We start from the raw sequence: 11,984 nt of genomic DNA on the forward strand, positions 1-11,984 counted from the left end.
CGGTGCGGGCCTGCCAGCCCGGTGCCGCCGGTGGAGGAGATACCCATGCAGCGTACGACTCCGCGCCCGAGCGGCGCACCCGAGAAGCCGGTATGGCCGCCGGTGGCGATACCCGGTCAGCCCGGCGGCGAGACCTCCCCGCCGCCAACCCGTGACGTCGCCCAGGCACCGATAGCGGTGGTGGCCGATCGGTTGACCGCGCGTGCCCTGTCCGCTGCTGACCGGGTTGCGGCTGGATCTGACCGAAATCCGGTCGGTGACCGGGTGACCCGTGACTCGGGGTCGGTCACTGACCGGGTGACCGCGGTCGCTGACCGGCCGCCGGTCGATACGGCCGGTCAGCCGACCGGGCCGGGCGTCCCGACCGGTCACGACGCGACGGCAGAAGGCGCTGACCTGCTGACCGAGGTGCGGTCAGCGGTGGCCCGCTACGTGGTCATGCCGAGCGAGGAAGCACTGGACGCGGTGACGTTGTGGATCGCGGCGAGCCATCTCCAGGTGGCCTGGCAGCATGCACCGCGGTTGGCGGTGGTGGGTCCGGCGAAGCGGTGCGGCAAGTCGCGGCTGCTGGACGTGCTGCACGACACGGTCCACGACCCGTTCATCACGGTGAACTCGACCCCGGCGGCGATCTTCCGGTCGATCACCGAGCAGCCGCCGACGCTGCTGGTGGACGAGGCCGACACGATCTTCGGCAGCGCCAAGGTCGCGGAGAAGAACGAGGAGATGCGCGGCCTGCTCAACTCCGGCCACCAGCGCAACCGCCCCACGACCCGGGTGGTCGGGCCGGAGCACAAGCCGACGAAGTTCCGGACCTTCGCGATGGCGGCACTCGCGGGCATCGGTGACCTGCCCGACACGATCATGGATCGGGCAGTCGTGATCCGGATGCGCAGGCGCGGCCCTGGGGAGACGGTCCGGCCATTCCGTGCCCGCCGGGACACCCCGATCCTGCACGAGCTGCGTGCCCGATTGGCAGCGTGGACCGCGCCGTTGACCGACACGGCAGCATGTATGGAGCCGGTGATGCCGGTGGAGGACCGGGCTGCGGATACCTGGGAGCCGCTGGTGGCGGTCGCAGACCTCGCCGGTGGCCAATGGCCGCAGCGGGCACGCCACGCCTGCCGGGTGATGACCTCGCACGAGGAGGGCAACGACCAGGAGGTGGGTCTGCCGACCCGGTTGCTGGCAGATATCCGGGCGGTGTTCGCCGCGTGTGGCGATCCCGAGGCGCTGGCCACCGGACAGATCCTTGCGGGGCTGAAAGCCGACACCGAGGCCCCGTGGGGCGAGTACGGCGTGAGCGGGCTGACCGCACGCGCACTGCAGTTGCTGCTCAAGGACTTCGGGATCAGCGCGTCCAACCGTCGGTTCCGTGACGGTAGCCAGCGTCGGGGCTTCGCCCGCAACCAGTTCACCGACGCCTGGGCGCGCTATTGCCCCCAGCTTGAGCCTCCCGCCCCGGCCAGCGGGTGACCCTCACTGACCCGCATCACCCGTCCCGGCGCAGGTCAGCGCGGGGCGGGTGATGCGCCTGTGACGGGTCGACCCGCATCGGGCCATCCACCCGTACCTGTGCTGACCAGGACCGCAACGGGTGGGACGGGTCGCACACGGCCCCGGCCGATGTCGCAGCCGATGGAAGTGAAGGACGCCGGACCAGGCGAGTGCTGAGCGAGGCGGAGAGGCCGCGAGCAAGTTGTGGGGTAAGCAGCGCTTACCCCGGAAGAGCAAGTTGTGGGGTAAGGACTCCTTGCCCCAGCAGAGCAAGTTGTCGCGTTGGACGGTCCGATGGCCCGTCCAACGCGTGTGCCCTCGCCGGGGGACGAGGGCACATGGCCGGGGGTCCGTCTCACGAGGCTGCTGGCCTCGACCACCTGCTCACCCTTGGTGGTGTGCGGCCCAGTCGTTGCGGGCGGCGATGAGGGCGGGGCGGACCTTGTGGTCGAGTAGGTCGGCGTGGGCTCGGAGCTTGACGGCGATGTCAGCGAGGCCGTCCGGGCCGAGGCCGAGAATCCAGCGTCCGACGCTGACCTGAAGATTGACCACGGGTACGCGCAGACGCTGGTCGGGGTCGTAGGGATTGCAGTCGATGCTGCCCTCGAAGACCGAGTCCTCCTCGACACCGTTCCACAGGTCTGGAGCGGTGAGCGGCACCATCGGGCCCTCGAAGAAGGCGCGGTGGTTGACCTCTGCCAGCCGCTGCGGCAGCTCCTCCGTGGGCACGCCGACCTCAGTCGGGTCGTCCTCGGCCCAGGCCGGCAGGTACCCGGCCGCGACGGCATTGTCTGTGGTCGTGATCGCCCACGACCCTGGCGTACTCCACGGTGGCGGCTGCTCCCGCCTCGCAGGCCGGATGCTGGACGCGACCTCGAACCAGACCACTTTCCCGACCGGATCGTAGAAGCTGCCCCAGTCGGCGGCGAGCGCGTCCACGAGCAGTAGCCCCCGCCCGTCCTCGGCGTCCGGCGAACTGCTGCGCGGCTTCGGGCGTACGGGGCTGGAGTCGGTGACCTCAACCCGTACCCGGACTCCGGTCCACCGCACTCGCACAGAACATGCTGCCTGGGTGTGGCGGATGGCGTTGGCGATCACCTCGCCGGACAGCAGTTGCAGGTCTTCGAGCCGTTCTTCCGCCAACGGCAGCTGCCATTCCTGGACGATCCGCGTGACCGCTCGCCGTGCAGTCACGACGTCTGCCTCCTCCGGGGCCACCGAGAATTCGGGTGAGGTGACACGCCGCCACGCCCCTTTGGCTGTTGCCAGCAGGCCAACGCGTGGCGGCGCCAACTGCGGAGAACTACGACTGGGCATCCCAATCCCACCCCTTCATCAACACATCGCGGAACACGGCACCTTGCGGATGCCGAGGTGACTAACCACCATGAACAGACTGGACCGGTGGACCAGTCCAGTCAAGTCCTGCTGGTGTCTTGGTCATTGCCCAGGACGAAAGGTCAGGTCAGCGTGTGCGCTTGTGCGCCGAAGGTTGGAGCGAGGTGGTGGCGGACCGTGCCCTCAACGGTCGGTCGGTCACATCGGATAGGTGTCCGTCTGCTCCCAGAGTGACCCCGGTGTGACGCCTTCCTCGCACGCCAAGGGGTGGCCTTCCCGGTCGTACGCGATATGGAGCACGACGGCCACCGCCGCCGGGGTGTCGAGGTGCAGGTGGCGTGCCTCCTGCTCAGTGGCCAGGCGAGCAGTCGTCACGTCCACGCCCTCGGCAGGAGTGCGTCCGGTCTGTCGGGTGACGTACCTCGTGGTCCCCTCGGCGATCGGCGCGCGTTGTTCCAGGCGCGGTGCCTTGTCGACCACGTCCGGTGGGAACCACGCTTCGACGTAGCTGTGCGGCGTGCCGTCTGGCAGCTGCATCAGCCGTGCGCGACGCAGCGCGGTCATGCCTTCGGGCAGGCCGAGCGCGGTGGCGATGTGAGCGGGCGGGATGGTGTGCTCGGGGTCGCCGATCCGCGTGAACGGCATGCCGCCGGTCACCCGTGCGCTGCCCGACTTCCTGTTGCCGGCGGGCCGCCCGATCGCCGTCTCGGTCACGACGAAGCCGGCGCCCTGCCGCGCCTCGACCACGCCGTCATTGCGGAGTACGTCCATCGCCTTGACCACCGTTGCCCGCGCCACCTGCCACTGCTCGGCGAGGTCTCGACCCGACGGGAGCGTCGCTCCGGGCGGAAACTCGCCGCTGGCCATGCGGACGCGTAGCGACTCTGCGATCTCTTCGTACTTCAGTAGTGCCATGGCTCCTCGTGAGGTCGTGGGCTGGACTGGTCCACCGGTGCAGAGGATACTGCCGTCATGTCGTCCCCCGAGCTGGCGCCCGAGGTCATCACCTTCTACACCCACGTCTTCGACGAAGGGAGCCGACTGACCTCTTCCGCCGATGGGCGGCTGGAACTGCTGCGCACGCAGGAGCTGTTGCGCCGCTTCCTACCGAAGGCGCCCGCCCGCGTGCTCGATGTCGGTGGCGGTACCGGTGTGCACGCGCGGTGGTTGGTCGAGGACGGCTACGAGGTGGACCTCGTCGATCCCGTCGCCCGCCATGTCGAGCAGGCACGCCACGTCTGTGCGGCCTCCATCGGGGACGCGCGCAGCCTCGCCTCCGAGGACGCCTCGTACGACGTGGTGACTCTGCTCGGCCCGTTGTACCACCTGCCCGACCGCGACGAACGGCTCCAGGCCCTCCGCGAGGTGGCCCGCGTGGCCCGCCCCGGCGGACTCGTCGCGGCGGCGGCCATCAACCGCTACGCCTCCGTCTTCGAACACACAGCACTGGCCCACCTTCACACCGAGCGTCTACGGAGGTCGATCGCGGACATCCTCGCCACCGCCACCTACGACGGCCGACGCGGCTTCACCGTCTCCTACTTCCATCGTGGGGAGGAGCTGGTCGCCGAGCTGGAGGCCGCGGGACTGCGCGATGTCCAGGTCTTCGGCGTCGAAGGCCCCACTTGGTCGCTCCTCAAAGCCGTCGAGCAGAGCACCGGCGCCCCGCCGAGCGAGGAACTCTTCGAGTCCGCCCTGACCGCGGCCCGTCTGGCCGAGCCCTACCCTGAACTCCTCGCGGCCAGCTCCCACCTCCTGGCCATCGGCTACGCGGGCGAATGACCGGCCGGCACCCCTGCTCCTCCCGAGACCGCGGCGGCGATCCATCGCAGGTACGCCTCCGAAGCGGCGCCTACAGAAAATCGCCCGGGTGACCGCAGGAGGCGGCGTACGATCCGTCAAAGCCTTGCGAGGGGCGGCTACAGCGGGGGCATGGACAATGGCGCTGGCGCACGAGTGGCACGACGGGACGATCGCCGCACTGAAGATGGCCCTTGACGAGGGTCTGGATCAGCACGAGACGGCTGCGCGCATGATCGCGCTACTCGGACCCGAACCGCAGGCGCACGCCGCCTCCGTCGTTCGAGCGTTGCAGTACCACCCAGTGCCACGACCGCATCTCAAGGATCCGGGTTCGCGAATCTACGCTCCGATGTTCGAGATCGGTGGAAGCTGCCATCCTGAGCCGCTGGGTGAGGCGACGGAGGAAACGCTCTCGGCCTGGGCGGACGCCCTTGATCTTCTTGCCGCATACCCGCTGGTGGTCGCACGGCTCGCGGATCTGCTGTGGTTGCGCCGGTTTGGTACCAAGCCGTACGTGTACGCCCAGGCCGCACAGCAGGCTCTGCGCGCACTGTGGGCCTACCCGAGTATCGCGGAAGTGTATCGAGCAGACTGTCTGACTCGTGCGCTTGACATCACCGCCGAGGCGGGGATGAAGAAGCATACTGTCGAGACCGTTGGAGAGCTCGTTTCAGCGGCGAAGCAAGTCCTGGTGAATCCCGAACCGATGCCGGGACCGTGCCTGCGGCTACTGACCCGGTTGGCCGCGCTTTCGGCCAAGCAACGTCCCGTGGAGCTGGCTGGCCTCCTAGACGCCGCCGGTACTGCGTTCAGCGCGGATCCCTTCAACCTCGATGCGGTCATGCAGTTGCGCCTGCAGTTGGCAGGGGCAGATCCCGAGGCGCGCCGGACCGTCGCCACCGACATCGTGGAGTTGTGGGAGCGGGCAGCGGAAGACGCCGCCGCGCCGCTGGTCGCGATTCGCCACCTTGAGCAGGCCCTGGCGGTGGCGCGCACCGTGGGTCTACGCGAGGACACGCAGCGCCTGCTGGTGCGCTTGCAGGAAATTAGCCGCGGCGACCAGGGTCTCGTCGAGTTCTCCGCAGAGGTAAACCTTCCGTCCGAGCACGTTGAGGCGTTCATTGGCCAGTTCCTCGCGGGAGACGATCCACGCGCATGGCTCGCCAGGTTCGGCAGCTACTGCCCTGTCCAGGCCGATCGCGATGCAGTCGCCGAGCAGGTGCGCGCCGCGATGCGCGAATCGCCGATTTACTATCTGACCACGCTCGTCAAGCTCAACGTGCAGGGACTGCCCGTCAAGATCCTCTCCGGAGACGACGCTCGCTTCGCCCAGGCTGTCATCGATCACGACACGCGCGGCATCACGTTTTGGGGCGTGTTCGCAGCCGAGATCCTCGGCCGGATCCTGGCCGACCCCCGGACGACGCCGGAAGCGATTGCTGGCTTCCTGACCGAGGGTATATTCGACGAACAGGTCTCCGACGGCCTGGTGCGCGCCTTCGGCCACTTTGCCGCAGGCTGGTATGAAGAGGCACTCCTGTGCGCCGTTCCGCGCCTGGAAACGGCGCTTCGGTCAGCGTCGATGGAACTGGGCTTGGTCGTCTACACGGAACCGGCCGCCGCGCGAAACGGCCTGGGAACCTTCGTCGGCCTCGGCGAATTGCTTGCCGGACTCAAGGGGCTTACACCGGATGCCGAGCGGGCCTACCTTACGCTGCTGCTGTCGGACCCGTTGAGCCTGAACCTGCGCAACAGTGCGCTGCACGGTCTCATGCAGCAGGTATCCAAGCAGGACGCCGCGCTCGCGCTGCACGCTGCCGCCACTGTCGCCTTGTGGCACAGGACCACCACCAACGAGGGCGGCGCGAGCCCAGCAGAGAGCTGACTATTTTCCCCGCGGCACCGAGGCATTGGTGGTGCCTACAGGCGGCCGGGAGCGGTAGCAGGTCGCCCCAATCGATGGGGCAGCGAGCACGGATTCAGCACACATGGGGCCGGAAGCCCGTGCGCACCACTGGCAAGAGGCGAGCACCATTTCCGCTGGTCAGCGGTGCGATTGTTGCGTCTCCGCAGGTCAGCCACCCACCCCGGAAGATCTTGTAAAGCGTAGGTCGTCGGTTCGAACCCGACAGGGGGCTCTCCTGAACCCCAGCCCAGACGGTGTCTGAGCTGGGGTTTTCCTGTCAGTGGATACGGCGGCGTCGGCGGGCACGGGGCCGCCTTGGTGTCGGCGGGTCTCGATTCTGGTCTCAGTGGAGGATGCCGGTCTGCCGAGAGCGTCCACGAGCGGCCGCAGGTCCCGGGTGGCAGGTCACCGTTAGTGTGGGAGACCGGTCGGCTCGTCCTCGGGAGGCACGGCAGCATGGACCCGCAGCACTTCGCACTCCTCGAAGAGGCCCGCAGGAGTCTGCCGGAGGGGTTCAAGGCAGAGATCTCGGGCGACAGCATCGTCATGATGGTCGGCCCCTCCGGTATCCATCAGCGCAATCTCCTGGTGGTCAGGCGCCAGTTCGACGCGCACAGCCCGGGTGACCTGGTGCCGAGCGAGAACACCGACCTCGTCTCTCCCGGCGTGGGCAAGAGCCGTAATCCTGACCTGACGTACCTGCCGGCTGACGTCCTGGAGACCACGGACAACCAGGTCCCGGCGGAGACCGCGGTCATCGCTGTCGAGTTGGTCTCGCCCTCGAACCCCGAGAACGACTGGGTGGGCAAGGTCAGGGACTACCCCATCATGGGAATCCCGCTGTACCTGGTGGTCGATGCCAGGCTGAAGACCGTCACTCTCTTCAGCCTCCCCGACGGCAGGAAGTATCACCGCCGCGAGGACGCCGACTTCGGTGAAAAGCTGAGCATCCCCCAGCCGTTCGACTTCGACTTGGACACCGCGGCGCTGCTGCCCTACTCCTGAGTGTCTCGTCCGCTCCGAGGAGGTGCGCGCGGAGGAGTCTGCCCGTTCAGGGCCGGCCCCGGCCTTGAACGGCCGGGGGAGCCGCATTGCGCGGGCCGCTGGTCGAGGGGGCAGGGACGGTCGTGACCTGAGCGGGCCGCGATGAGAGTGGATGCTGCGGGCCCTACATCAGGTCGCTGATGACCGGGTGGTCCGTGGACAGGGGGCAGGCGAAGACGCGCATGGTTTCCTGCTTCCCGAGGCTGACATGGGTTGCCTGTTGGCGGCGAAGCTGGGCGGTCGGACTCCCTTCGAGGAAGGCAACAGGCGCCCAGCTTTCCGTGCCGCCGTCCCATTCGATGCTGGCGATCGCCGCCACGAAGCGCATCGCGCTGCCGCACGTTCCGCACCGCACCGGCCCGTCGTAGCCGTGGTAGTTCCAGGGCTCATGGCCACCCAGTTTCCAGCCCGGGGCTGTTGAGAGATCCCAGGAGTAGCGGGGTTCCCCATCCTCGGGCCACTCCGGGTCCGCGAAGGTCGCCTGCTCCCACTCCTCGACCCTGGCTTCGAACTCCTCTCCCAGGACGCCCGGATGGGGGTACTCGGTCACTGGCTCCGGCCGCAGCAGGCACGGGGTGGGCAGATAGCCGGGCTCGCCGACGGCCACCGGCTCGGGCGGCGTCAGGAACCGGTCGCCCAGGTCGCCCGTGTTGCGGTAGCGGATCTGGACCCACGGTCCGGCGATTCCGTTGTAGGGCACCGTCGGATCGTCGTAGAAGTGCTGAAACGGACACCACAGGATCTGGAGGACATCCATGCCCTCCGGAAACCCGTCATACCAGGGCACGTCACGCGCGAACACCTGCAGGACGGGCAGCAAGGGCCATGACGTGTCCGGTGGAATCCCGTCCCAGGTGATCTCGCCGTGGTAAGCGAACACCGTCGATCGCTCGCCCCGGACGTTGACGGGGCGGTGCGGCGGACCGTGCCTCGGGTGACGGCCGCCCGGGCAGGTCGGCCATGCCTCGTTTTCCGGCCAGGCCGGCGGTCCTCCCACGGAGCTTTCACGTGGGCCGGGATTCGCCGGTACAGGGTGCAGCCGAACCGTTGTCCTCGCGTGGGCGGCCAGTTCGGGAAAGACCGAGGTGACGTCCATCGACCGTGGCGGTGTGACGGCGTCGTTCATCGCCGCCGGCTCCCCGCGCCGCCGGCAGGCAGACCATCGGACTGCCCTGGCGTCTCGACTCGGCACGCGGCCATTTCCTTGATCACAGGCGGCATCGTACGGTTGCCCGTCCATCCGCAACAGCGAGCCTGCGGCTTCCAGGACTTCACCAGTCCAGGGTTTCGCGGCCGTGGAAGAAGCCGCCGGTGGGCCCGTCGTCGGGTAGCAGGCTGAGCCACAGCATCTCCTCGGCGGCCTCTGCGGCGGTATAGCGAGAGGTGCCGTAGCTCATACGGGTCTCGACCGTGCCCGGTGATGCGGAGTTGACGAGGATGTTCTCGCCTCGGGTCTCGGCTGCGAAGATCCGGGTGAGCTCGTTCACGGCGGTCTTGGAGACACGGTAGGCGGCGCTACCCGGATCGTGGGTCCCGGCCAGGCTGCCCATGTGACTGCTGACGTTCGTGATCCGCCCGTATCCGCCCTTGCGCATGAGCCGGACGGCCTGTTTGCAGCACCGCCAGGTGCCCAGCACATTGACGTCCAGGGTGGCCGCGACGGTTTCGATGTCGGCCTGCGAGGGTTTCTGACCGCGATCGATGGCAATGGCAGCGTTGTTGATCAGTACATCCAGCCGGCCGTATTCCCGTTCGATGTCGGAGAACAGACGATTGACGCTGGCGGGAGCGACGATGTCCAGTTCGCCGGGGCGGACATGCACGTTGTCGTCCATCAACGTGGCAACGGCGGCCTCGGCGTCGGAAAGGCGGCGTGCGGTGAGGACGACGGTCAGGCCCTGATGGGCGAGCTTGGAGGCCAGGGCGTACCCCAGGCCGCGGTTTGCTCCGGTGACGACGGCGATACGGGGCCGGGGGTTGGGGGTGGTCTCCACCACCTCATGCGATCAGATCGCGCACGTGCTCGTCCACCACGCGTGGCGCGGGTGGGGAACGGTCGTGTGTCAACCGCCCTGCTGAACCACGGCCTTTGAACTCCGGTCAACAGGGTGAGGGGGATCGGAGCCGGCACGGGGAGCCGTCGCTCCCGTTAGGCTGCGGCAGCATTCGCTGTATCGCCGCCGGAGGGGTCGTGGACATCGCATCCGCCCAGAGGCTCGCCTGGGAGAACAAGAGCCTCAAGGGGTTCAACACCACGGATACGGCTTTGGAGTTCGGGCTCCTGACCGCTGAGGTCGGCGAGGCGTTCACTGCCTGGCGAAAGGGTCTGCCCGACCTCGGGGAGGAACTGGCCGACGTGCTGCTCTACGTCGTGGCCCTGGCGGAGATGAACGGCGTGGACCTCGACTCCGAAGTCGCCCGGAAGATCGTGTAGCGGTAGCAGCGGACGGGGTAGGCGTCCGCGGATACGGTCTCCGTGGCGGGGGGCACCAGCCCCAACATGACCGTTGCCGTGTGGACGGCGCCCCCGGTCTGCCGCTGTGCCGGGCCGGCGCTCAGCAGCACTCCGCCGTGTGCCTGGGCCTGGTCGACGAGCGTGCCCTCGGTGAACTGCCCCCCGAAGGTGTGCCCCGGCGAGGTGAAGCCCACGGTCAGGTCTCGGCGCAGATCCTGGGCGAGTTCCGCGGCCTGTGCGTCGACGGCGGACGTGTCCGGAGCGTTGATCCTCTGACAGAGCAAGGCGCCGGCCACTCCCGTGGCTCCGGCGACGAGCGCGGTCAGCGTGAACAGCAGAACCCGCCGCCCGGCGCCGCGCTTCCGCACCTGCCCGGAACGGGACCGTCGGCTCGGCTGAGCCTCCACAGCGGGCGTCGTCATGCTCTCTTTTCCCTGTCGTCGGGACGTCTCGAATGCCATGTCCTCATACTCGGCCGAGCGCCGGACCCGTGCGCCCAGGCGCGTGGGCCGGGATATGGGCGGCCTGAGCGACGGGAGCCCCGGGACATTCACCGCCCCCGCCCCCGGCCGCCGCACCCACCCGCGACGATCCGGCAGTACGGCGCACCGCGGCGCGCACCACTGCGCGGCTCTCCGGCGGACGGGCGAGAACGGTCACCGCCGTCTCCGCGCTCACCGCCGTCTCCGCGCTCGCCGCGTGAGCCCGCCGGGCCCCGGTTACTGGCGGCGTGGGGGGAGGGGGGCGGAGAGGCCCGTGCCGAAGAGGCGGTTGTCGACCTCGTCGAGGGCGAGACGGAGAGCGCCGAGGGCGACCCCCTCGTCGCCGAGGGTCGACGCGCGGATCTCGGGCACCCGCAGGCACAGCCGCTGAAGCTCGCGTTCCAGAGGTTCGAGGAGGATGTCCGCGGACCGGGAGTACCCGCCGCCGACGACCACGATCTGCGGGTCGAGTGTGAGCACCAGCGCCGCCGTGCCGACCGCGAGATCGCGTACGTAGCGGCGGACCGCGGTCCTGGCCGCCTTGTCGCCGGCGCGGGCGGCGGAGAACACCCAGCCGGCGGCGTCGTCGGGGGCGACGGTCTCCGGCAGGCCGGGGCAGTTCTGGAGATGGGCGGGGGCGTCGAGCCAGCGGACCTGGCGCAGGGCGCCGATCTCGCCGGCGGCGCCGCCGTAGCCGCGCCGCAGGGTGCCGTCGATGATCAGTCCGGCGCCCGTACGCATGCCCGCCAGCAGGTAGACGATGTCGTCGGCGTCGCGGGCCACACCGTGCCAGCGCTCGGCGACGGCGGCGAGCTTGCAGTCGTTCTCGACCCGGATCGGCGCCGCGAACCGGGCGCCGAGGTGCTCCGCCGGGTTGACGCTCGTCCATCCGGGCAGGGGCGTGAACAAGGTGGTGCGGCCGGTCGCGTCGACGGGACCGGTGACGCCCACGGTGACGGCCCACAGGTCGTCGCCGCTCATCCCGGCCCCGGCCAGGCAGTCCGCGATGACGGTGTCCATCGCCGCCAGCCGGGTCGCCGGGTCGGCCTCCGGGGCGACCGCGATACGGGTGCTGTGGACGACGGTGCCGTCGAGGTCGGCGATCATGGCCAGGATCTTGTGGCCGCCGACGTCGATACCGAGGACATGACCGGTGTCCGCGCGGAACTGGTAGCGGCGGGCCGGCCTTCCGACGATGCTGTTCCCGCTCGGTTCGACGACGGCGGCCCAGCCGTCCGCGACGAGTGCCTGGACGATGACATCGGCGGACGGACGGGACAGTCCGGTACGGGCGGCGAGTTCGGTGACCGTCGATGGTGGATTGCCCCGCAGCGCCCGAACGATGCTCAGCGAGTTGAGTTCGCGGAGCCGGTTCAGGTCGGTACCGGTGGCTGCCATGTCGGTCAACGCACAACCCCTTTTCGCTCTGTGTCCGGCCCCGCGAATAATGCTGGGGTCT

Annotated in this window: 11 protein-coding genes; 5 read left to right on the plus strand and 6 right to left on the minus strand. The window is 69.0% G+C overall.

Features of this window, described 5'->3' with window-relative positions:
- Window positions 1–45: 45 nt before the first annotated feature.
- Window positions 46–1,476 (plus strand): DUF3631 domain-containing protein, encoded by a 1,431-nt coding sequence (locus OHA30_RS19945; RefSeq protein WP_405786074.1) that lies wholly within the window; start codon window positions 46–48, stop codon window positions 1,474–1,476.
- 405 nt (window positions 1,477–1,881) lie between these two features.
- Here OHA30_RS19945 and OHA30_RS19950 read toward each other — a convergent pair whose 3' ends face one another.
- A complete protein-coding gene (locus OHA30_RS19950; RefSeq protein WP_328915217.1) occupies window positions 1,882–2,814 on the minus strand; it encodes an ATP-binding protein in 933 nt (310 codons plus the stop codon).
- Window positions 2,815–3,033: 219 nt separating this feature from the next.
- On the minus strand, window positions 3,034–3,750 hold the full coding sequence (locus tag OHA30_RS19955; RefSeq protein WP_328915218.1) for a GntR family transcriptional regulator: 717 nt from the start codon (window positions 3,748–3,750) through the stop codon (window positions 3,034–3,036).
- A 57-nt stretch (window positions 3,751–3,807) separates the two neighbouring features.
- On the opposite strand from OHA30_RS19955, the gene OHA30_RS19960 reads away from it, so the two are divergent.
- The 3 genes from OHA30_RS19960 (at window position 3,808) to OHA30_RS19970 (ending at window position 7,549) form a co-directional block, all read left to right on the plus strand.
- Window positions 3,808–4,617 carry a class I SAM-dependent methyltransferase gene (locus tag OHA30_RS19960; RefSeq protein WP_328915219.1) on the plus strand — a complete coding sequence of 270 codons (810 nt, stop codon included), beginning with the start codon at window positions 3,808–3,810 and terminating at the stop codon, window positions 4,615–4,617.
- A 157-nt stretch (window positions 4,618–4,774) separates the two neighbouring features.
- Entirely contained in the window at window positions 4,775–6,523 is a 1,749-nt protein-coding gene (locus OHA30_RS19965; RefSeq protein WP_328915220.1) for a DUF4209 domain-containing protein, read from the plus strand.
- 477 nt (window positions 6,524–7,000) lie between these two features.
- A complete protein-coding gene (locus OHA30_RS19970) occupies window positions 7,001–7,549 on the plus strand; it encodes a Uma2 family endonuclease (protein WP_328915221.1) in 549 nt (182 codons plus the stop codon).
- A 163-nt stretch (window positions 7,550–7,712) separates the two neighbouring features.
- Here the strand turns inward: OHA30_RS19970 and OHA30_RS19975 are convergent, their stop codons facing one another.
- Both OHA30_RS19975 and OHA30_RS19980 read right to left on the minus strand, forming a co-directional pair.
- Entirely contained in the window at window positions 7,713–8,714 is a 1,002-nt protein-coding gene (locus OHA30_RS19975) for a hypothetical protein (RefSeq protein ID WP_328915222.1), read from the minus strand.
- A gap of 145 nt (window positions 8,715–8,859) precedes the next feature.
- Window positions 8,860–9,582, minus strand: coding sequence for an SDR family NAD(P)-dependent oxidoreductase (locus OHA30_RS19980; protein ID WP_328915223.1), 723 nt, complete (start codon window positions 9,580–9,582; stop codon window positions 8,860–8,862).
- A gap of 197 nt (window positions 9,583–9,779) precedes the next feature.
- Here OHA30_RS19980 and OHA30_RS19985 point away from each other — a divergent pair, with 197 nt between their 5' ends.
- Window positions 9,780–10,022, plus strand: a complete 243-nt coding sequence (locus OHA30_RS19985; RefSeq protein ID WP_328915224.1) for a MazG nucleotide pyrophosphohydrolase domain-containing protein — start codon at window positions 9,780–9,782, stop codon at window positions 10,020–10,022.
- Here the strand turns inward: OHA30_RS19985 and OHA30_RS19990 are convergent.
- Together OHA30_RS19990 and OHA30_RS19995 are read right to left on the minus strand one after the other, a co-directional pair.
- Window positions 9,953–10,465, minus strand: a complete 513-nt coding sequence (locus OHA30_RS19990) for a hypothetical protein (RefSeq protein WP_328915225.1) — start codon at window positions 10,463–10,465, stop codon at window positions 9,953–9,955. The genes OHA30_RS19985 and OHA30_RS19990 overlap by 70 nt on opposite strands.
- Window positions 10,466–10,762: 297 nt before the next feature.
- The gene (locus OHA30_RS19995; protein WP_328915226.1) at window positions 10,763–11,923 is read right to left on the minus strand and encodes an ROK family transcriptional regulator; all 1,161 of its coding nucleotides are present in this window, start codon (window positions 11,921–11,923) and stop codon (window positions 10,763–10,765) included.
- Window positions 11,924–11,984 lie beyond the last annotated feature (61 nt).

The sequence above is a fragment of the Streptomyces sp. NBC_00223 genome, from assembly GCF_036199905.1.
Taxonomy (GTDB): domain Bacteria; phylum Actinomycetota; class Actinomycetes; order Streptomycetales; family Streptomycetaceae; genus Actinacidiphila.

Excerpts from the sequence above, each read along its gene's own strand:
- OHA30_RS19945 (WP_405786074.1), top strand. The coding sequence starts at position 46 with ATGCAGCGTACGACTCCGCGCCCGAGCGGCGCACCCGAGAAGCCGGTA.
- OHA30_RS19950 (WP_328915217.1), bottom strand. The coding sequence starts at position 2,814 with ATGCCCAGTCGTAGTTCTCCGCAGTTGGCGCCGCCACGCGTTGGCCTG.
- OHA30_RS19955 (WP_328915218.1), bottom strand. The coding sequence starts at position 3,750 with ATGGCACTACTGAAGTACGAAGAGATCGCAGAGTCGCTACGCGTCCGC.
- OHA30_RS19960 (WP_328915219.1), top strand. The coding sequence starts at position 3,808 with ATGTCGTCCCCCGAGCTGGCGCCCGAGGTCATCACCTTCTACACCCAC.
- OHA30_RS19965 (WP_328915220.1), top strand. The coding sequence starts at position 4,775 with ATGGCGCTGGCGCACGAGTGGCACGACGGGACGATCGCCGCACTGAAG.
- OHA30_RS19970 (WP_328915221.1), top strand. The coding sequence starts at position 7,001 with ATGGACCCGCAGCACTTCGCACTCCTCGAAGAGGCCCGCAGGAGTCTG.
- OHA30_RS19975 (WP_328915222.1), bottom strand. The coding sequence starts at position 8,714 with ATGAACGACGCCGTCACACCGCCACGGTCGATGGACGTCACCTCGGTC.
- OHA30_RS19990 (WP_328915225.1), bottom strand. The coding sequence starts at position 10,465 with ATGACGACGCCCGCTGTGGAGGCTCAGCCGAGCCGACGGTCCCGTTCC.
- OHA30_RS19995 (WP_328915226.1), bottom strand. The coding sequence starts at position 11,923 with ATGGCAGCCACCGGTACCGACCTGAACCGGCTCCGCGAACTCAACTCG.